Source organism: Deinococcus radiodurans R1 = ATCC 13939 = DSM 20539 (assembly GCF_000008565.1).
In the GTDB taxonomy this organism is placed as follows: Bacteria; Deinococcota; Deinococci; order Deinococcales; family Deinococcaceae; genus Deinococcus; species Deinococcus radiodurans.
The window spans coordinates 164,354-183,067 of sequence record NC_001263.1 but is presented as its reverse complement, the minus strand read 5'-3'; the positions used below and the strand labels follow the sequence as shown (position 1 = coordinate 183,067).

At 66.6% G+C, this 18,714-nt stretch carries 20 protein-coding genes; 4 read left to right on the top strand and 16 right to left on the bottom strand.

From position 1 onward, the window contains the following. Positions 1-75 precede the first annotated feature (75 nt). Positions 76-1,542 (top strand): glutamate synthase subunit beta, encoded by a 1,467-nt coding sequence (locus DR_RS00935; protein ID WP_010886828.1) that lies wholly within the window; start codon positions 76-78, stop codon positions 1,540-1,542. A 51-nt stretch (positions 1,543-1,593) separates the two neighbouring features. Here the strand turns inward: DR_RS00935 and DR_RS00930 are convergent, their stop codons facing one another. From DR_RS00930 to rplM, 8 genes are all read right to left on the bottom strand, one after another. Then, positions 1,594-1,908 carry a hypothetical protein gene (locus tag DR_RS00930; RefSeq protein ID WP_027480179.1) on the bottom strand — a complete coding sequence of 105 codons (315 nt, stop codon included), beginning with the start codon at positions 1,906-1,908 and terminating at the stop codon, positions 1,594-1,596. 191 nt (positions 1,909-2,099) lie between these two features. After that, positions 2,100-2,657 (bottom strand): RNA polymerase sigma factor, encoded by a 558-nt coding sequence (locus DR_RS00925; RefSeq protein WP_373969216.1) that lies wholly within the window; start codon positions 2,655-2,657, stop codon positions 2,100-2,102. A gap of 124 nt (positions 2,658-2,781) precedes the next feature. After that, positions 2,782-3,384, bottom strand: a complete 603-nt coding sequence (gene rdgB, locus DR_RS00920) for an RdgB/HAM1 family non-canonical purine NTP pyrophosphatase (protein WP_010886825.1) — start codon at positions 3,382-3,384, stop codon at positions 2,782-2,784. A gap of 24 nt (positions 3,385-3,408) precedes the next feature. After that, positions 3,409-4,638 carry an IS200/IS605 family element RNA-guided endonuclease TnpB gene (tnpB, locus tag DR_RS00915; RefSeq protein WP_010886824.1) on the bottom strand — a complete coding sequence of 410 codons (1,230 nt, stop codon included), beginning with the start codon at positions 4,636-4,638 and terminating at the stop codon, positions 3,409-3,411. Then, positions 4,625-5,020, bottom strand: a complete 396-nt coding sequence (tnpA, locus tag DR_RS00910; protein WP_010886823.1) for an IS200/IS605 family transposase — start codon at positions 5,018-5,020, stop codon at positions 4,625-4,627. Before tnpA ends, tnpB begins: the two co-directional genes overlap by 14 nt. 137 nt (positions 5,021-5,157) lie before the next feature. Continuing rightward, positions 5,158-6,582, bottom strand: coding sequence for a D-alanyl-D-alanine carboxypeptidase/D-alanyl-D-alanine-endopeptidase (locus tag DR_RS00905; protein ID WP_010886822.1), 1,425 nt, complete (start codon positions 6,580-6,582; stop codon positions 5,158-5,160). A gap of 88 nt (positions 6,583-6,670) precedes the next feature. After that, the gene (gene rpsI, locus DR_RS00900; protein WP_010886821.1) at positions 6,671-7,072 is read right to left on the bottom strand and encodes a 30S ribosomal protein S9; all 402 of its coding nucleotides are present in this window, start codon (positions 7,070-7,072) and stop codon (positions 6,671-6,673) included. A 2-nt stretch (positions 7,073-7,074) separates the two neighbouring features. Continuing rightward, the gene (gene rplM / locus DR_RS00895) at positions 7,075-7,515 is read right to left on the bottom strand and encodes a 50S ribosomal protein L13 (RefSeq protein ID WP_010886820.1); all 441 of its coding nucleotides are present in this window, start codon (positions 7,513-7,515) and stop codon (positions 7,075-7,077) included. Between the two features lie 338 nt (positions 7,516-7,853). On the opposite strand from rplM, the gene prfB reads away from it, so the two are divergent. After that, a protein-coding gene (gene prfB, locus DR_RS00890) for a peptide chain release factor 2 (protein ID WP_149357985.1) occupies positions 7,854-8,949 on the top strand; the annotation gives its coding sequence in 2 pieces (ribosomal slippage) (positions 7,854-7,898 and positions 7,900-8,949; 1,095 coding nt in all). A gap of 54 nt (positions 8,950-9,003) precedes the next feature. Here the strand turns inward: prfB and qqlR are convergent. Next, positions 9,004-9,819 carry a quorum-quenching N-acyl homoserine lactonase QqlR gene (gene qqlR, locus DR_RS00885; protein WP_010886818.1) on the bottom strand — a complete coding sequence of 272 codons (816 nt, stop codon included), beginning with the start codon at positions 9,817-9,819 and terminating at the stop codon, positions 9,004-9,006. 30 nt (positions 9,820-9,849) lie between these two features. Between qqlR and DR_RS00880 the strand changes: the two genes are divergently transcribed. Next, on the top strand, positions 9,850-10,491 hold the full coding sequence (locus DR_RS00880; protein ID WP_027480183.1) for a winged helix-turn-helix domain-containing protein: 642 nt from the start codon (positions 9,850-9,852) through the stop codon (positions 10,489-10,491). Here DR_RS00880 and folK read toward each other — a convergent pair. From folK to DR_RS00855, 5 genes are all read right to left on the bottom strand, one after another. Continuing rightward, positions 10,445-10,960: a 2-amino-4-hydroxy-6-hydroxymethyldihydropteridine diphosphokinase gene (folK, locus tag DR_RS00875; protein ID WP_010886816.1), complete on the bottom strand. Its 516-nt coding sequence runs from the start codon at positions 10,958-10,960 to the stop codon at positions 10,445-10,447. The genes DR_RS00880 and folK overlap by 47 nt on opposite strands. Beyond that, a complete protein-coding gene (folB, locus tag DR_RS00870) occupies positions 10,957-11,313 on the bottom strand; it encodes a dihydroneopterin aldolase (RefSeq protein ID WP_010886815.1) in 357 nt (118 codons plus the stop codon). Before folB ends, folK begins: the two co-directional genes overlap by 4 nt. Before the next feature lie 24 nt (positions 11,314-11,337). After that, the gene (folP, locus tag DR_RS00865) at positions 11,338-12,207 is read right to left on the bottom strand and encodes a dihydropteroate synthase (RefSeq protein ID WP_010886814.1); all 870 of its coding nucleotides are present in this window, start codon (positions 12,205-12,207) and stop codon (positions 11,338-11,340) included. Continuing rightward, on the bottom strand, positions 12,204-13,190 hold the full coding sequence (irrE, locus tag DR_RS00860) for a metallo-endopeptidase IrrE (protein ID WP_010886813.1): 987 nt from the start codon (positions 13,188-13,190) through the stop codon (positions 12,204-12,206). Before irrE ends, folP begins: the two co-directional genes overlap by 4 nt. A 310-nt stretch (positions 13,191-13,500) precedes the next feature. Further along, positions 13,501-13,755: an acyl-CoA-binding protein gene (locus tag DR_RS00855; RefSeq protein WP_010886812.1), complete on the bottom strand. Its 255-nt coding sequence runs from the start codon at positions 13,753-13,755 to the stop codon at positions 13,501-13,503. Positions 13,756-13,806: 51 nt separating this feature from the next. Between DR_RS00855 and DR_RS00850 the strand changes: the two genes are divergently transcribed. Further along, the gene (locus tag DR_RS00850; protein ID WP_010886811.1) at positions 13,807-15,774 is read left to right on the top strand and encodes a S9 family peptidase; all 1,968 of its coding nucleotides are present in this window, start codon (positions 13,807-13,809) and stop codon (positions 15,772-15,774) included. A gap of 61 nt (positions 15,775-15,835) precedes the next feature. Here the strand turns inward: DR_RS00850 and DR_RS00845 are convergent, their stop codons facing one another. Then, positions 15,836-16,753, bottom strand: coding sequence for an endo alpha-1,4 polygalactosaminidase (locus DR_RS00845; protein ID WP_010886810.1), 918 nt, complete (start codon positions 16,751-16,753; stop codon positions 15,836-15,838). A 135-nt stretch (positions 16,754-16,888) separates the two neighbouring features. Beyond that, positions 16,889-18,709 carry an ABC transporter ATP-binding protein gene (locus tag DR_RS00840; protein WP_010886809.1) on the bottom strand — a complete coding sequence of 607 codons (1,821 nt, stop codon included), beginning with the start codon at positions 18,707-18,709 and terminating at the stop codon, positions 16,889-16,891. Positions 18,710-18,714 lie beyond the last annotated feature (5 nt).

The following is an 18,714-nucleotide window of genomic DNA, read 5'->3' as shown; positions in this document are numbered from 1 at the left end:
CTCACTCCTGTCGCTGCGCGACGACCCTCTCCCCCCGGTAGAGGGTCAGAAAAGCCCTCTCCAACGGAGACACCCATGTCCAAAATCACCGGCTTTCTAGAACAACCCCGCGTCAAGGAGCAGTACGCGCCGATTGACGCCCGGCTCAAGCACTACCACGAATTCATGCTGCCGCTCGATTCGGCCTCGGCCCGCCTGCAAGCGACGCGCTGTATGGACTGCGGGATTCCGTTCTGTAACAACGGCTGCCCGGTCAACAACATCATCCCCGACTTCAACAACCTGGTGTTCGAGGACGACTGGAAAGCGGCGCTCGACGTGCTGCACGCCACCAACAACTTCCCCGAGTTCACCGGGCGTATCTGCCCCGCCCCGTGCGAGGCCGCCTGCACGCTGAACATCAGCGAGGACCCGGTGGGCATCAAGTCCATCGAACTCGCCATTATCGAGCGCGGCTGGCAGGAAGGCTGGGTTAGACCTACGCCCGCCGAAGTCAAGACCGGCAAGAAAGTCGCCGTGGTGGGCTCCGGCCCTGCTGGGCTGGCCGCCGCGCAGCAACTCGCCCGCGCCGGGCACGACGTGACGGTGTTCGAGAAGAACGACCGAGTGGGCGGGCTGGTGCGTTACGGCATTCCCGACTTCAAGCTCGACAAGTCGCACATCGACCGCCGCATAGAGCAGATGCAGGCCGAGGGCGTCACCTTCCGCACCGGCGTCCTGGTGGGCGACTGGGACGAGAACAGCAAGATCACCAACCTCAGCAAAGAGCGCGTGACGCCCGCCGAGCTGCGCGAACAGTTCGACGCGGTGGTCCTCGCGGGCGGCAGCGAAACGCCGCGTGACCTGCCGGCACCGGGCCGTGAGCTGAACGGCATCCACTACGCGATGGAGTTCCTGCCGCAGCAAAACCGGGTGAACGCGGGCGACAAGTTCAAGGGCCAGATTCGCGCCGACGGCAAGCACGTGGTCGTCATCGGCGGCGGCGACACCGGCAGCGACTGCGTGGGCACCAGCAACCGCCACGGCGCGGCGGGCGTCACGCAGTTCGAAGTGATGCCGCAGCCTCCCGAGCAGGAAAACAAGCCACTCACGTGGCCCTACTGGCCGATGAAACTCCGCACCAGCACCAGCCACGAGGAAGGCGCCGTGCGCGAGTTCGCCATCGCCACCAAGGAATTTATCGGCAAGGGCGGCAAGGTCACGGGCGTGAGGACCGTGCGGGTGGAAATGAAGGACGGCAAGCTGGAGGAAATCCCCGGCTCCGAGGAAACCCACAAGGCTGACCTGGTGCTGCTGGCGATGGGCTTTACCAACCCGATGCAGAGCGTGCTCGACGCGTTTGGCGTGGACAAAGACCCGCGCGGCAACGTGCTGGCGGGCACCGAGGAGCACGGCGGCTACCTGACCAGCGTTCCCGGCGTCTTCGCGGCGGGCGACATGCGGCGCGGGCAGAGCCTCGTCGTGTGGGCCATCCGCGAGGGTCGGCAAGCGGCGCGGGCGGTGGACCAGTTCCTGATGGGCGAGAGCGTACTCCCGCGCTGAGGCAAGGAGTGGGCGAAGGGCAGGGGGCCGGGTGCTCTCTGCCCTTTCTCTTTACCAGAACCCGAAGTGGAGCCGCACCCCCACCGTTTCCAACACTGGCAAGGGTGAAACCCAACTCCAGCGTGCCAGTCCAAAAGTGACCCCGTTCATCAGCAGCGTCGGCAGCAGCAAAAGCCAGGTCAGGCAGTACAAGAGCTTCAGCTTATCGGGCTTCAGGCGGGGCCACAGCCAGCGCCCGGCGGCGGTCAGCCACAGCAGTGCAAAGGCCCAATTCAGCAGCAGCGGCAGGACAAAAATGTGCGGCGTCGTGCTGCTGATGAGCGAATCGGTGAGTGCTGGCCAGGGAAAGCCGTTCGCCTGCTGCACGTCTTCACCGAGAGGCAGACCAGAAACGCGCTGATGTCAGGTCACATTCATTAGAAGGGGCAAGGCGGCGGCCAGCGGCAGCAGCGTGGTCAGCCAGAAGCGGTGGAAACAAGGCACACTCTCATTCTGGAACCGTCATCAGCGTCTGGAAACCAACTTTCGGTGGAGGCTTTCTTCTCCCCTCAGCCCTCTCAATGCACGTCCGACACGTCGGCCAGCAGCTCAGCGAGTTGCTCTTTGGCGCGGAAGACGCGGCTCTTGGCGGTGCCGGTGGCGACGCCCTGAAGGCGGGCAATTTCGTCGTAGGTCAGGTCTTCCACGAAGCGCAGCACCACCGCCTCGCGGTACTCGGGGGCGAGCCGCATCAGCGCCCGCTGCACGCGGTCCTGGGCCTGCTCGCTCTCGGCGGCCTGCACCGGGGAGCGGGCCTCGCTGGTCACCTCAAAGCCGATGTCCTCGTGGGCTTCTTCCAGGCTGAAGCGGGCGTGCTGCTTGCGGCGGTGCGACTCGATCTGGGTGTTGCGGGCCACCTGATACAGCCAGGGCAGCACCCTCTCGCCGGGGCGAAAAGTCCGAATGGAGCGCCACGCCCGGTAAAAGACTTCCTGGGTCAGGTCCAGGGCGTCCTCGCTGTTGCCCTCCAGGCGGTAGAGGTAGCCGTAGATGCGGCCCTCGTACTCGCTGATAAACCGGTGCCAGGCGGCCTCGTCGCCCGTGAGGAGCTGGGCGTGGGCGTCCTCCGTCAGCAGGTCGGCGGGGGCGGGCAGGTCCGCCGGAGACGGGTCAGGCGCGGCTGGGTCGGGTACAGGCGGGTCGGGCGGGAGGGTCACAGTCGGTCCATGGTAGCTGACAGCGCGTCCGGCACAGTGACCTTCACGCACCGTGGGCGGCCAGCAGCGCCGCGAGCGCCTGGCCCCGGTGGCTGATGGCCTGCTTCTGCTCCAGCGTCATCTCGCCCATGCTCAGCTCGGAGCCGTCGGGCAGAAACAGGGGGTCGTAGCCAAAGCCGCTCTCGCCACGCGGGCCTTCGAGCAGTTGCCCCGTCACCTCGCCCCGGTACTCCTCCAGCTTGCCGTCGGGATAGGCGAGGACCAGCACCGACACAAACTTGGCGCGGCGGTCGGTGTGCCGGCGCATCTTTTCCAGCAGCAGCACATTGCGCTCCACATCGCTATTCACGTTGCCGAAGCGGGCCGAGTACACCCCCGGCTGCCCGCCGAGCGCGAGCACTTCGATGCCCGAGTCGTCGGCGAGCGCGGGCAGGCCAGTCGCCATCGCAGCGGCGCAGGCCTTGAGGGCCGCGTTTTCCTCGTAGGTGCTGCCGGTCTCCTCGGGCAGCGTGACCGCGCCCAGGCCCTCGCACTGCCAGCCCAGCGGCGCGAGGGCACCCTGCAGCTCACGCACCTTGCCCGCATTGCTCGTCGCCACGACCACGCGCCTGATCTGCCGCCTCCGCCCGCCTGTCTGCTGTTGCATCTCGCCCGACAGTGTAGTTGAACCTCACACGACTGAAGTCGCGTGATTCTCACTTCGCAGACCGCTGCCCACCGAAGTGGGTCTGATGCAGTCTCCATGAGCGTTTTGGGTGTCCGACATTCCAGCGGCCACCAGTCCTTCACGCCGGATGTTCAGTGCGGCGTTCTCGTCGCGGTCATGGGTCTCGCCGCAGTTCGGGCAAGTCCACTCGCGGACGGCAAGATTCTTCACGGCGGGATTCTTGAACCCGCAGTCGTGGCATATCTGGCTCGACGGGAAGTAGGGGCTGATTTTGGACACCAGCCGTCCGTACCACGTCGCCTTGTACTCCAACTGCCGGATGAATTCGCCCCAACCCGCGTCACTGACGCTCAGTGCCAGCCTGCGGTTTTTCCGCATGTTGTCGGGCTTAAGATGTTCGGTGCAGGTGATTTCGTATTCCCGCACCAGCGAGGTGGTGAGCTTATGAATGAAGTCCTGCCGCTTGTTGGCGACGCGCTTGTGTATCCGAGCGAGCGTGGTTTTTGCCCTCCCGTAACGTGCGCTGCCCTTCTTGCGTCTGGACAGGGTTTTCTGAGCTTTACGGAGCCTTCTCAGGCTGGAACGGTAGTATTTCGGATTCGCATGATGTTCAAACTCCCCCTTGCCATCGGTCACGATGGCAAAGTCCTTGATGCCGACATCCACGCCCGCCGCGAACTTGGGGGCCGCAGGCAGATAGGGAATCTCGACTTCGCACAGGACAGACGCTTCGTAGTGGCCTTCATGGATGCGACGCACCGTGACGTTCAGGATTTTCCCCTGCATGTCCCGCTGGCCCCTGGTCTTGACCCAGCCCAGCTTGGGAAGCTTGAGCTTCCCTTCTCCAATCTCGATGTTGTTGTTGGTGAACTGGGTGCGGTACGCCTCACCCGTGCGCTTCTTCTTGAACTTCGGGAACCCCACCTTCTTGCCGGACTTCTTCGCGGTGCGGAAGAAGTTCTGGTACGCCCTTTCCAGGTCGCGCAGGGACTGCTGAAGCGCGAACTTGTCCACCTCGGCCAGCCACGCGGTGCCTTCTTCCCGCTTGAGCAGGGTCAGCGCCTTGTCGGTGGCGGCGTAGATCATCCCCTTGCCGTCCTGTCGGTAGCTCTCGATGCGGCGGGCGAGGAAGTGGTTGTAGACGAACCGGGCGCATCCCAGGGTGCGGTTGATCCGCTCGGCCTGAGCCGCGTTCGGATACAGCCGGACGACGAACGCCTTATTCCGCAGCATGCTGATTCTCGATGTACTGCTGAATCTGGGCGCGGGTGTGCTCCGAGACAGTCAGGACGCAGTAGGACGGATTCCAGAGATTGCCGCCCCAGTGGGGCTGCTTCAGGTGCGGAAAAGCGGAGAACATACGACGGGCGGATGCCCCCTTCAACGCCTTCACAAAGTCGGGAATGACATGCTGCGGCGTGGCTCCCAGCAGGAGGTGAACGTAGTCAGGCATGACCTCCAGCGCGACAAGCTCCAGTCCGTTCTGGGTGGCGATGTCCCGCAGGATGTCTTTCAGTCCATCTGCAACCTCGTCCACTAACACCTGATGGCGATACTTCGTCGCCCAGATGAGGTGGTATTCCAGCTTGTAGACGTACCCGCGACCCTTCTTCATCTCTAACAGGAAGATGACATATGTTGAGCCGGAAACACAAGAGCTTCCGCTCTACGTCGCCCCTTTCGGGGCGAGGGGGGCTCACTCATGACTGAAGTCACGAGCTTGCGCCCCTCCATCGTCAATCACAATTCATCTCAAAACGCAGCGGCGATGTCGCGCACCGCCTGGTCTTGCAGCGCCCGCAGCGTCAAGATGGGGCTGTCTTCTGGTCCGTTCATTAGCACGGCGAAGGCGAGGGGCCGCCCACTTTTCGCCGTCAGGTAGCCCGCCAGCGCGCTCACGCCGGGCAGGGTCCCGGTCTTGGCGCGCACGTCGAGCCCCGTCCCGACGAGGCGGCGGGCCAGGGTGCCCCCGCGTCCGTCGTGGTCGGGCACGTCCTCCCCGGTACCGGCCTGGGGCAGCAGCTCGGCGAAGGCGTTGTGGCGGGCGTGGTAGAGCGCTGGCGGCAGCTCGCGCCCGTACTGCGCGGCGGTGGGGTAAGGCAGGGTGTACAGCTCCCGCAGCAGTCCGGTCAGCAGCCGGGGCGTCAGGCGGTTGCCGCGCCCGAGCCCGCTGCCGTCTTCCAGCACCACGTCCGACAGGTCCAGGCCCAGGCGCTGCAAAATGGCCTGCTCGCGCTTCAGCGCACTTTTCAGGGTGCCGGTCTCGCCGGGGCGCACCGCGACGGTGGCGAGCAGCGCCTCGGCGCGCAGGTTGTCGCTGGGGCGCAGGGTGGACGCCAGAAAGGGAAACGGCGACCCGCTGCGGACACTCGCTACTCCCTGCTCGGGGCGCTGACTCAGCGGAATCAGCAGGTCCGGCGGCAGGGGCCGACCTTTCTCGTCCTGACGGGGCGGCGGAACATAAGGCCGGTAGGCCGGGGCCGAGGTGACTTCCTCGTGCGCCACGGTGATGCCTACGCGGCGCAGTTCGGCAATCAGGGTGGCCCCCAGGCGGCGCCGGGCCTCTGCCGCCGAGGTCGGCGGGCGGTTTTCCCACTCGCGCAGCCGCACGGCAGGCATGGCGAGGCCGAGTTCGGTGGCCTCGAAACTCGTCGCGTCGAGCGGCAGGGTGTCTATTCGCACGGCGTCCACCGCCCGGATACCGCGCGTGTGCGCCTGCTCGGCGAGCGCCCGCAGGCTGTTGGGGGTGCCGGATACGCTCAGGGTGGGGTCGCCGCTGCCGCGCAGGGTCAGGGCGCTGACGTGTCCTTTGCCCGTATCGGGGGCCGGGACCGTCAGTTCGGTGCTCCACCAGCCGCCCGCGCCACCCCGGTCATACAGCACCGCCGCCGCCGTGACCAGTTTCATGGTGCTCGCGGGAACCAGGGGCCGGTCGGGGTCGAGCGCGACGAGCACCTTGCCGGTGTTCAGGTCACGCACCAGCAGCCCGGTGCGGACAGGGCGCGGCACCTCAGCGAGGGTGTGGGCCAGGGCGCCCGTCGGCAGCGGCTCGCGCTCCAGGGTGACGCTCGGCGCGGGTGCAGGCTGGGGCTGAGTGGCCTGAGCAGGCGGTGCCGGTGTGGACGACTGCGCCGCCACGGGCAGCAGCAGGAAGCTCAGAAGCAGGAAGCGGCGCACGGAAGACAGTTTAAGGCGTCCCGCCTTTCCCGTCCTCCAACCACAAAAAACCCCCTCCGCGGGGGAAGGGGCTCTTGAGCAGGGTGCTTTAGCGCTTGCTGAACTGGGGAGCGCGGCGGGCCTTCTTGAGGCCGTACTTCTTGCGTTCCACTTCGCGGGGGTCGCGGGTCAGCAGGCCCTTGGGCTTCATCTGGGCGCGGAAGTCAGGGTTGACCTTGAGCAGGGCGCGGGCAATGCCGAGCTTGATCGCGTCGGCCTGGCCGCTGGGGCCGCCGCCGGTCACGGTGATGACGGCGTCGAAGCGGCCAGCGGTGCCGGTTTCACGGAAGCCCTGGAGGGCGTTGACCGCGCGCAGCAGGCCGCGGAAGTAGGTCTGGAATTCCTTGCCGTTGACGACGATCTTGCCTTCGCCAGGGCGCAGGAACACGCGGGCGACAGCGGCCTTGCGGCGGCCGGTGCCGTAGTACTGTTCAGGTTGCTGAATCGCCATGATTATTTGACCTCAAGCGGCTGCGTCTTAAGAACTTGCGGCTTCTGGGCGCTGTGGGGGTGGGTTTCACCCGCGTAGACCTTCAGGCGGGTGTGCATCGCACGGCCCTGACGGCCCTTGGGCAGCATGCCGAACACGGCGTGCTCGATCACGCGCTCGGGGTGCTTGCTGAGCGCTTCGCGGGCGGTTTCGGTCTTGAGGCCACCCTGGTAGCCGGTGTAGCGGGTATAGACCTTGTCGTCCAACTTCTTGCCGGTCAGGGCCACCTGCGCGGCGTTGATGACCACCACGAAGTCACCCTGGATCATGTTGGGGGTGAAGTCGGGGCGGTGCTTGCCACGGATGCGCGAAGCGATCAGGGTGGCGAGGCGGCCGAGGGGCACGCCCGAGGCGTCCACCACGACCCAGTTCTGCTCGTCGTTTTTGGGGATGTAGGTTTTCACCTTGAAACTCCGTAAAAGGGGGGATTTGGCTGGCGACGACGGCCCGCCTCTGGGGGGAGAAACGTCCGTGTCCGGGAAAGCCACCCGGTCATCTCGGCCCTACCAAGCGCGAGACACTAAAGGTCAGGGTACCAGACAGACCCCCCTGGGGCAAGGGCGGCGCAGACAGTGGTGCGGGAGCAAGGGCGCGGACCCGGGCCGCCCCGCTCCCCACAAAGCCCACAGAAAGCACCGTTCGGGACGCGCTTTGCCGCTATACTGCCGGCTTGGCACAGTCCGCACCCCGCCCAACGGGTTACGCCTACGAACACAGGCCGCGCGGAAAGGAGACACGCACCATGCAAGAACTGCTGGAAAAACTGGCGTCGCTCCGGGAGTACCTTTGACATTCCCGGCAAAACGCGCCGCCTGAACGAACTCGACCGCGAACTCAGCGACCCCGACCTCTGGAACGACCAGAGCCGCGCCCGGCAGGTGACGCAGGAAGCCGGCAGCGTGCGTAAAATCGTGGAGGAATATGCCGGGCTGACCTCCGACGCGCAGGGCCTGAGCGAAATGCTCGACCTCGCCGACGAAGAGGAGCGCGAACTGCTCGAAGACGAGCAGGCCGGGCTGCAAAAGCGGGTGGACGACCTCTACCGCGAAACGCTCTTTACCATGAAGCACGCCGACACCGCCGCCATCGTGCGCGTCAAGGGCGGGGCAGGCGGCACCGAGGCGCAGGACTGGGCGGGGATGCTCGCCCGCATGTACATGCGCTGGGCCGAGCGCCGGGGCTACAAGGTGGACATTCTGGACGAGGTGGCGGGCGACCAGGCCGGTTACCAGAGCATCGAATTCATCATCCGGGGCGAAAAGGCCTTCGGGATGATGGCCCCCGAGCACGGGGTGCACCGGCTGGTGCGCGTCTCGCCGTTCGATTCCAACAACCGCCGCCAGACGAGCTTCGCCTCCGTGGACGTGGTGCCGGAAGTGCCGGAAGAGGAAATCAACATCCACATTCCCGACTCGGACCTGCGCCGCGACGTGTTCCGTTCGCAGGGCGCGGGCGGACAGGGCGTGAACACCACCGACTCGGCGGTGCGCTTGACCCACCTGCCCACGGGGATTGCGGTGGCGTGCCAGATCACGCGTTCGCAGATCAAGAACCACGAACTCGCCCTGCAAATCCTCAAGCAGCGCCTGTACGACATCGAGATGAAAAAGCGCGAGGCGGAAGAACTCGCCGCCCGTGGGCAGCAGGCCAAGGTGGAGTGGGGCAGCCAGATGCGCTCCTACGTGCTCGACAAGCAGTACATCAAGGACCACCGCACCGGCCTGATGATGCACAACCCCGACGACGTGCTCGACGGCGACCTCGACGAGCTGATGTGGGCCGGTCTGGAGTGGATGGCCGGCAAGCGCGTGGCGGAGGAAACGGGGGACGAGGAGTAAGCCAAACCACACCGAACACTCGGGGCCTCTCCACTCCAGCCTTTCTCCGGCCACTCAGGTCAGCGAGAAGGGCTGGTTTCTTTGCAAGCGCCGCAGGGAATCCGGATCATGTGAGGGCAGGTAAATCAGCGGCCTGAGCTGCGCCAGCTGCCTGACCTGTCGCATCGACTTCCGGTGAATGTGGGGGGACGGCACTATTCCCCCTAGCCTGCCGGTGCGTAAATCCTGCTCGCTATAGGTCAGGTCCCCGGCCAGCAGAATGTCATGGCCCGGTTGCCGTACCAGCACACTCAGGTGGCCTGGCGTATGCCCAGGCGTCGGCAGCAGGAGGACGCGCCCGTCGCCCATCACGTCGGCGCTCTCCCGGAAAGGACCGTGAGCGAGCGGCAAAAATGGCGCGGCGTGCGGCACACTTTTCCAGGTCGGAGCCGAGTAGCCCATCAGCCTCGCCAGCGGCGACCGGTAATCGCGTAACTCACGCGCTGAAACGAGCAGGTGAGCCTCCGGAAAGTCGCCCATCCCCCGGTCATGGTCGATATGGAGGTGCGTGAGAATCAGCACCCTGACCTGGGCCGGATCGAAACCCGCCCGTTGCATCTGCCGACTCAGGCGGTCGTGTTCCGTGTAGTGCAGACGCGTCTGAGTGCGGCTAAACCAGTTGCTTCTGGCGGTGCAGGTCAGGCCGGTGTCCACCACAATCAGGCCTGACGGATGTTCGATGAGCCAGCACCAGACTGGCAGCGGCGCACTGTACTGCCGGTCCAGAAAAGACCTGAGGCTTCCCAGCAGGTTCTGCGGCTCCGGACGCAGGAATTTCGACTTGACCTGAATCTGGCCTGTACTGAAGCCATGAATCTTGAGGGTGTCCACCCCCTCAGGCTCGGCCTATGCTGGTGCGAAATGGAACAGACTTCTCGCAGTTCCTCACAGCAGGTCACAGACACAGAGGTGGCTTCGGCCCTTCTCGACACCCGCAGCCGTCTGGTGCTGTCCGCCTTTCTGACGCCCACCAGCCTGAGCGCGGCAGCGCGTGACCTGGGACGGCCCCTCAACACCGTGAAGTATCAGTGGCAGAAACTGCGCCGTCTGGGCTTACTCAAGATGGTGTGTGACGGCAGGCCACCCCTCTATCAGGCCGAAGGAGAGAGTTTTTTTATTCCCTACGAGCTGACCCCAGCCCACTGGCCGCAGGACATGCTGCAACTCCTGCACACCGAGTGGAACCGCCGCATGGACACTGCCCTGCTGAGCACTGCCGAGGATGAAGCGCGGCGACATGGCGTCTGGGGCATGCAGGTCAGGCGGCAGGAGAATGCGCTGACCCTGGAACACGCCGCCTGGTCTGCCGGGTGGAATTTCACGCGTCCGCAAGCGCCCGCAGTGCTCGACCTGTTAGGCGAACTGTCACTCGACTTCGAGCAGGCCAAAGCCCTTCAACGTGACCTGTTGCAGCTTTTGGCACAGTACCGCCGCAAGCCGGGCAGCCAGCCCCATCTCATTCGCCTGACCCTAACTCCGGCCAGCACAGAGAAAGCTCACTGACCTCCACGCCTGCCAGGTCCACCCGGCGCAGCGCCTGCGCCACCATTTCCCCTGTCCTCGGGTGGGCGAGGGAGGGGGCGAGGTCACTCAGCGGCGCGAGGACGAAGCCCCGCTCCCAGGCGCGGGGGTGGGGCAGCGTGAGGGCGGGGTCGTCTGACACGTCTTCGCCGTAGACAATCAAATCCAGGTCCAGCACGCGGGCTTCCCAGCGCACGTCACGGGTGCGTCCGGCGTCTGCTTCCAGGGCGTGGAGGGCGGCGAGGAGGGCCGGGGCACTCAGGGCCGTTTCGAGTTCGGCCACCGCGTTGAGGTAGTCGGGCTGTCCGGGCGGGCCGCCGACAGGCGCGGTGCGGTAGAGGGCCGACACGCCGCGCACTTCGCCGAGGGCCCCGAGTTCGGTCAGGGCGCGGCGCAGGGTGGCCTGGGGGTCGCCCAGGTTGGCGCCCAGCGCGATAAAAGCCCGCGTCACGTGCGCTCCTTCTCGATTTCGGCGTACACGTCGCGAAAGATGCCGGGAAGCGGCGCGAAGGGCTTGTGGACGCGCACCTTGACCCTTTCCAGACGGGAAAAATCGGAGAGGAGGCGGTCGGCGATGCGGTCGGCCAGTACCTCGATGAGTTGGTGGGTCTTTTCCGTCACTTCCTCGCGGATGGCGGCGTAGGCGGCGGCGTAATTGACGGCCTGCCCCAGGTCGTCCGCGATGCCGGCGAAGGGGGAGTGCAGTTCGGCGTCCACGACGAAGCGGGCGCCGAGCACGCCCTCAGCAGCGAAAACGCCGTGATGGGCGTGAAATTCCAGACCTTCCAGGACGACGCGGGACATAGGGAGAGTGTAGAGGCTGGTGGCTCAGGCGAGCGCCGCCTCCACCCGCAGCGCCTGCACCATCTCGCCCGCCGCGTGCAGCCGCACCAGCGCCGCGCCGCAGCGGGCCGCGTGGAGGTGCAGGGCGAGGCTTCCGGGGTCCCGGTCGGCGGCCTCCGGAACGCCCGCGATGAGGTCGATGGTTTTCTTGCGGCTGGCGGCGATCAGCACAGGGTCCGGGCCGCTGGCGAGGTCGTCCACGGCCCGCAGCAGACTCAGGTTGTGGTCCAGCGTCTTGCCAAAGCCGATGCCGGGGTCGAGCAGGACGGAGGGCACGCCCGCCGATTTCACCTCTGCGGCCCGCTCGCGCAGGAAGCCGTGGACCTCGGCCACCACGTCGCTGTACACGGGCTGGTGCTGCATGGTGCGCGGCTCGCCCTGCATGTGCATGACGCAGGCGGCGGCCCCGGCGTCGGCGCAGACACGGATCATGGCGGGGTCGCGCAGGCCGGTCACATCGTTGACGAGGTGGGCGCCCGCGCGGAGGGCCTCGGCGGCAACTTCGGGTTTCATGGTGTCCACGCTGAGCAGGACGTGTTCGCCCCTCAGGGCGCGGATGAGGGGCAGCACCCGGTCGAGCTCGGTCGCCGCGTCCACCGGCTCCGCGCCGGGGCGGGTGCTTTCGCCGCCGATGTCCAGGATGAAGACGCCCGTGTCACGCATTCGGCGGGCCGTCGCCAGCGCCGCGTCGAGTTGGAGATGTTGGCCCCCGTCGCTGAAACTGTCGGGCGTCGCGTTGAGGATGCCCATCACGCGGCAGCCCGGCCAGCGCACCGTCCAGCCGTTTGGGCCTTTCTCCGCGCTGGGGACGGGAAACCCGAAGGTCAGCTCGTGGATACGGCCCGTCCAGTTCACTGTGCAGCGTCCTGCGGCTCGTCCCGGTCGGCCTGCTCGCTGTCCTTGCGGCCCAGGCGGGCGGGGTCGAACTCGAAACTGACGGCCACGATGCCGCGCGACGGGTAGGCGTCCACCTCCGCCTTCATTTTCCGGCCCGAGCGAAAGGGCACGTAGCTTTCCTCGCGCACTTCCATGCCCGTGGCGAGGGCAAGCGCCGCCGGGTGGTCGGCGGGTACCGGCGTGCCGCTCGCCAGGGTGTACTTGACGCCCCGCGTCGAGCTGCTGGCGCGGACCGTCAGGACTTTTTCTGTGCTTGGGCCAGCGTCCTCGTCGCTTGCGGCCTGCTCACGCGGAGGCTTGCCCGGCGCACAGACCGCGTAGATGACGGGCACCGGGGTCTGCTCGGTCAGGGCGTAGAGCGCCGACGACGCGCTGACTTCGGCCCGCTTGGCGAGTTCGGCGAGGGCGCGCCCGGTGGGGCCGAAGCGTTCCAGCATTTCCGCGATGACGGGTTCGGGCATCAAAATCGCCGCCGCCGCCACGTTGCACAGCGTTTCGATGACCTGTTCGAGCCGCTCGCCCTCGTAGGCGTCGTGGATGTCGGAGAGCAGGTCGTCGTCGCCGAGTAAAATCGCGTGCCCGATTTCGTGGGCGAGGGTGAAGCGCTGGCGTTCGGGGCGGGCCGCCGAGTTGATGAGGATGACGTTGTGCTCGGGGTCGAACGCCCCGTCGCGCCAGCCGAGCGGCATGAATTTGAGGTCTACGCCGGGCACCCCCGCCATCAGGCTGTGGGTGTCGCGTCCGGGCAGGGCCGCCACGTAGGCCGCCGCCAGGTCGCGCATCCTGGCTTTGGCGGCGGCGAGGGCGTCGGGGGCGGTCACGAATGGGAGCTTAACAGGGATTTGGGGGTGGGGCTTGGAGGCTTCAGCTTTAGCTTTTGGCCCCATCCCCCCGCCCCTTACCCCAGAGGGGCAAGGGGGGCTGACGTTGGCACTGGGCACATGGCAGTGATTTCGCCTGTTTTGCGGTGTTCCGCAGTTGCGTGGGTGGTGTGGACGCCTAATTTTTTCAAGTCGTGTCCGGCCCGTGCGCCTTCAGCGCCCGACGGCCCTGGCGTTCTGCATTCCTCTGTTAGGCGTGAAGCATCTTTTTGACCCTCTCCCCTCGCGGGACTCGAAGAGCTGCGGAGCAGAGAAGGCCTTGCGAAGCAAGGGGTGAGGGGGCCTCCAGACCAAACAACCCGCCACTTACCCCCACCAAAAAAGCAGAGCAGCCCTCCGCCGCTCCGCCCTTTTCCCCGCTTATTACCCCTTACTGCCCGTCTTTCGCCTTCAGTTCTTCGACCAGGGCGACGTATTCCTGCTGGGCCTGTTCCTGGGTTTTGCCCTTGAGGCCGGCCCAGGCATCGTACTTGGCGCCGCCGACGAAATCGAAGCCGCCGGGGCGCTTGCCGTCCACGTCGCCCGCGCTGCCCTGCTTGTAAAGGGCGTAGAGCTTGAGGAGCACGTCGTTGCCGGGCTTCTTCGACAGGGTGTTGACTTCCTGCTGGGCCTGTTCAAAATTCATGGACTCAGTTTAATTCGGCGCTGGGCACCGCGTTGTGGTTGACTACGCCGCATGAACAATTCGGAAACCCCGGCCCCCGGCCCAGATTCCCTGCTGGCCCTCGCTTTTCCCTCCGACCCGCAGGTGTCGCCGGACGGCAAGCAGGTGGCCTTCGTGCTGGCGCAAATCTCGGAAGAAGACCCCGCCAAACCCGACAAAGACTTTGCCCGCCCGCGCTACCGCTCTGGCCTGTGGCTCTCGGAAGGGGGGGCGGCGCGGCCACTCACCCACGCCGAAACGGGACGCGGCGACTCGGCCCCCCGCTGGTCGCCCGACGGTCAGAACCTGGCCTTTGTCCGCAGTGCGGGCGAGGTGAAGGCGGCGCTGATGCTGCTCCCACTCAAGGGCGGCGAGGCGCGGCGCGTGACCCATTTCAAGAACGGCGTGAGCGGGCCGCAGTGGAGTCCAGACGGGCGGTTTATCGCCTTTACCACCACGGCTGATACCGAGGACAAGCGCGACGAACGTGGAGAAGCCCGCGTGCTGACCCGGCCCGTGTACCGCGCCAACGGAGCCGACTGGCTGCCCGAGCGGCCCGCCGCGCTGTGGCTCTACGACGTGGAGGCCGACAAACTGCGCGAGTGGTACGCGCCCGAAATCGGCATCGGGGCGCTGTCGTGGTGGCCCGATTCACGCGGCGTGCTGATCGTGCAGAGCGAGGACGAGTGGCAGGCGAGCCAGTGGCGTCAGGACGTGTATGACCTGCCGCTGCCCACTGCCGACGCGCCCGCTGCCCCGCAGAAGCTTCTGGACTGGAACTCGGCGGCGCACGGGCTGGCCCCGCACCCCGACGGCCAGCGCTTCGCCTTGATTGGCCGGCCCGCCGGGAAGGGCAACACCGAGCACGCACACCTCTACTTGATTGAGAATGGGCAGCACCGCCGGCTGGACACCGGGCACGACCACCCGGTCGGTGACGCGGTGGGCGGCGACTGCCACGTGGGGGCCTTTCCGGAAGGGCCGCGCTGGCTGGACGGCGACACGCTGCTCTTTTCGTCCACCGTGCGCGGCAGCGTAGGCCTGTTCACCGCCCACATCGGCGGCGGGGTGAAGGCCTACGACCACGACCCGCAGGGCGTCATCTCGGCGTTCACGGCCAACGAACACGGCGTCGCGCTGATTCGGGAATCGGCGACCCGGTTTCCCGAGGTGGAACTGAACGGGCAGCGTGTCACCGACCTGCACGCCCGCTTTCCTTTTCCGGTGCGCGAGCCGCAGCGCGTCACGTTTGAGACCGAACTCGGCGAGGGGGAGGGCTGGGTGCTGCTGCCGGAAGGTGAGCAGAAAGTGCCCGCGCTGCTCAATATTCACGGCGGGCCGCACACCGACTACGGGCACGGCTTTACCCACGAGTTCCAGCTGATGGCGGCGCGCGGCTACGGCGTGTGCTACTCCAACCCGCGCGGCTCGGTGGGCTACGGGCAGGCGTGGGTGGACGCCATCTACGGGCGCTGGGGCACGGTGGACGCGGACGACCTGCTGAACTTCTTCGACCGCTGCCTGGAAGCGGTGCCGCGCCTGGACGCCGCAAAAACCGCCGTCATGGGCGGCAGCTACGGCGGCTTCATGACCAACTGGATCACCGGGCACACCACCCGTTTTCAGGCCGCCATCACCGACCGCTGCATCAGCAACCTGATTTCGTTCGGGGGCACGTCCGACATCGGGCTGCGCTTCTGGGACGACGAGCTGGGGCTGGACTTCTCGCGCCGGGCGGACGCGCTGAAGCTCTGGGACCTTTCGCCACTGCAATACGTGGAAAACGTGAAGACGCCGACCCTGATCGTCCATTCGGTCCTTGACCACCGCTGCCCTGTCGAGCAAGCCGAGCAGTGGTACGCCGCGCTGCACAAGCATCAGGTGCCGGTGCGCTTCGTGCGCTTCCCCGAGGAAAACCACGAACTGTCGCGCTCGGGCCGGCCCGACAGACGGCTGACGCGGCTGAACGAGTACTTCGCCTGGCTGGAACGCTGGCTGTAAAGCAAACGAAAAAAGAAGCCGGGGCCACAGCGTCCGGCTTCTTTTTTGTTGCCCGCACCACTCAGCCGGTGCAGCTCACCCGCTTGTAGGCCTTTTGCAGCTTGCCGACGAGGGAAAGGTCCTTAAACAGCGCGTTGACGCCGAGGCTGTTCATGGTCGCGCAGTTCAGGTCGGCCTGGCGGTATTCCACGTTCAGCGCGAGCTTGCCCCGGCGTACGTACTCGGTGAGCGGCCCGCATTCCTTATAACGCTGGCAGCTTTCGTTGAGGACGCCGTCGAAAAGGTCCACCATCAGGCGGCCCTGGCGGTCGGCTTGGAGGACGTAGTCGGGGCCGTTTTTCTGCAAAATCGCCAGCCCGTGCGCGTGGGCGCGGTCGGCGAGCCAGCCGTTGAAATCGAGCTGGTCTTGCCGGCTAATCACGCCGCTGGTCACGTTCTGGTCGTTTTGCAGGTTGTCGGGTTCCACCGCGTCGAAGCCCTTGGCGGCGCACAGGGCGAGGCGGCGGTCGAGAATGCCCGCCAGCACGCCGCCTTCCCGGAACACGTCGCGGATGTCCACGAAGCTCTCGTCGGGCCAGTTGGGGTCGGTCTGAATCTTGAGAGAGTCGGGGTACTGCGCCGCGTCGGGACGGTAACTCTCGTAGCTGCCCACGTTGAGATAACACACCGTGTAGACGCCCTGCGCCTTCAGGTCCGCCACCTTCGCCGCCGAAGTCTCGAAGCCGTCGAGGTCGAGCAGCGACACGCCAGCGGGCAGCGCGACTTTCGCCTCGGTCGCCGCGCCGATTTGCCAGTCCCAGGCCAGCTTGCCGGCGGGCGGCAGCCGCAGCGGGGGGGTGGCCTGGGCAGCCAGCGTGCGGGTCGGCTGAGCGGCGGGAGTGGCCGGGAACACAGTCGCCGCAACGGGCGAAGGCGTTCCCCCGCAGGACGCGAGCAGAACAGCGGAGAGCGGCAGCAAGACGGTGAGGGGCAGTCGCATGAAGACACCTTAAGGAAGTGACCCTCACGGCTTCGGCACCGAATTTGGCAGATTAAGAATCTTTATGTTAAGGGGAAATTGTACGTCCCAGCCGTCGAAAATGATTGGCGCACAAACAGCCTCACACAGTCAGAATTACAGTGAGGAGTTGACAACTTCTGAAATCACCGCCACCTCGCCGCGTTCGAGCCGCTCGGCCACCTGTTCGAGCCGGGCGTAGGGGCCGCCGCGCGTCCTGAGCAGCGCGGGCGGGCCGTCTTCCACCACCACGCCGCCGTCGAGCACCAGCACCCGGTCGGCGGCGCGGGCGAGGCTCAGGCGGTGGGTCACCGTGAGCGAGGTGCGGCCCTGCATCAGGTCATTCAGGGCGGCGACCACCTGCGCCTCGGACTCGGCGTCCACCGCGCTCGTGGGTTCGTCAAGCAGCAGCAGCGCGGGCCGGGCAAGCAGCGTGCGGGCAATGGCGAGGCGCTGGCGCTGACCGCCCGAGAGCCGCACGCCGCGCTCCCCCACCAGCGTCTCCAGCCCCTGCGGCAGCGCCCGCACGAAGTCCAGCGCGTAGGCGGCCCGCAGCGCCTCCTCCACCTCGGCGAGCGCCGCGTCGGGGCGGGCGTAGCGCACGTTTTCCAGCACCGTGTCGTGAAAGAGGAAGGTGTCCTGCGGCATCACCGCCGCCGCCGTCCGCAGCTCGGCGAGGGCCACGTCGCGCACGTCCACGCCGTCTAGGAGTACCCGGCCCGACTGGGGGTCGTGCTGGCGCGTGACGAGCCCGAGCAGCGTGCTTTTGCCTGCCCCCGACGCCCCAAGCAGGGCGACGCGCTGCCCCGCCGGAATGTGCAGGGTGACACCGCGCAGAATGGGCTGAGTGGGGTCAGAACTGGCGGAGTCGTAGCTGGCTGAGTCGTAGCCAAAGGTCACGTTGTCGAAGTGCAATTCGCCGCGCACGGGAGTGGGCAAAGGCTTGGGGTGCGCGGGGTCAGCCACCGTTACCGGGGCGTCGAGCACCGCGAAGACCCGGCGCCCGGCGGCTTCGGCGCGTTGCAGCAGGTCGGAAATGTTCACGAGGTCGTCAATCGGGCCGTAGAAATAGCGCCCGTAGCCCCGGTAGGCGAGCAGGCCGCCGAGGGTGAACTGCCCCGCCAGAATCAGCCACGCGCCGCCGCCGAGCATGATGACGTTGCCGAGGTTGCCGACGAAGCGGGCGACGGGAAAGGCCCGGTTGCGCAGCGCGACGGCGCGCGCCTGCTCGCGGTACAGTTCGCGCCCGAGCGCCTCTACGCGGGCCGCTTCCGCTTCCTCACGCGCAAAGCCCTGCACCACCCGGATGCCCGCGAGCCGGTCGGCAATGAGCGCCGAGAGTTCGCCAAGCCGGGCGCGGGCGGCGCGGTAGGCGGGGCGCACGGTCTTGCCGTAATTCCACAGTAGAAGCCCCACCGCCAGCATCGGCAGGGTGGTCAGCACGCCGAGCAGCGGTTGCAGGGCGATGAAAATGCCGATGACGCCGACGAGGCGCAGCGCGTTGGCAATCACCGAATCGGTGCCGCGCACCAGCACGTCTTGCAGCGCGTCCACGTCGCCGGTCACCCGGACGAGCAGGTCGCCGGTCCGCTGCGTCTCGAAGTAGTCGGCGGACTGCGACTGCAATTTGCGATACACGGCAGTCCGCAGGTCGAGCGTAAACTGTTGCCCGGCCCGTTCCAGCAGCACCCCCCGCCATGCGCTGAGCACTTGTTGCAGGGCAAACACGCCGACAAGCACGGCGAGCTGTCCGCCGATAAGTCCCCAATCGCGCGCCGGAATCCCCTGGTCCACCACCCGAATCCACACCAGCGGCGGGTAGAGTTCGGCGGCCACACTGCCGAGCAGCAGGAGCAGCCCCGCCCCCACGGCGGTACGGTAGGGCGTAAGCAGCCCGTAGAGGCGGCGGGTGACGGAGGGCTGGGCAGGCTGGCTCAATAGGT

What these genes read in the sequence shown, in the direction of transcription:
- DR_RS00850 (WP_010886811.1), top strand. Translation starts at nt 13,807, where the DNA reads ATGAACAATTCGGAAACCCCGGCCCCCGGCCCAGATTCCCTGCTGGCC.
- folB (WP_010886815.1), bottom strand. Translation starts at nt 11,313, where the DNA reads ATGTCCCGCGTCGTCCTGGAAGGTCTGGAATTTCACGCCCATCACGGC.
- rpsI (WP_010886821.1), bottom strand. Translation starts at nt 7,072, where the DNA reads ATGGCGATTCAGCAACCTGAACAGTACTACGGCACCGGCCGCCGCAAG.
- DR_RS00845 (WP_010886810.1), bottom strand. Translation starts at nt 16,753, where the DNA reads ATGCGACTGCCCCTCACCGTCTTGCTGCCGCTCTCCGCTGTTCTGCTC.
- DR_RS00855 (WP_010886812.1), bottom strand. Translation starts at nt 13,755, where the DNA reads ATGAATTTTGAACAGGCCCAGCAGGAAGTCAACACCCTGTCGAAGAAG.
- tnpA (WP_010886823.1), bottom strand. Translation starts at nt 5,020, where the DNA reads ATGAAGAAGGGTCGCGGGTACGTCTACAAGCTGGAATACCACCTCATC.
- DR_RS00880 (WP_027480183.1), top strand. Translation starts at nt 9,850, where the DNA reads ATGGAACAGACTTCTCGCAGTTCCTCACAGCAGGTCACAGACACAGAG.
- rdgB (WP_010886825.1), bottom strand. Translation starts at nt 3,384, where the DNA reads ATGCAACAGCAGACAGGCGGGCGGAGGCGGCAGATCAGGCGCGTGGTC.
- DR_RS00935 (WP_010886828.1), top strand. Translation starts at nt 76, where the DNA reads ATGTCCAAAATCACCGGCTTTCTAGAACAACCCCGCGTCAAGGAGCAG.
- tnpB (WP_010886824.1), bottom strand. Translation starts at nt 4,638, where the DNA reads ATGCTGCGGAATAAGGCGTTCGTCGTCCGGCTGTATCCGAACGCGGCT.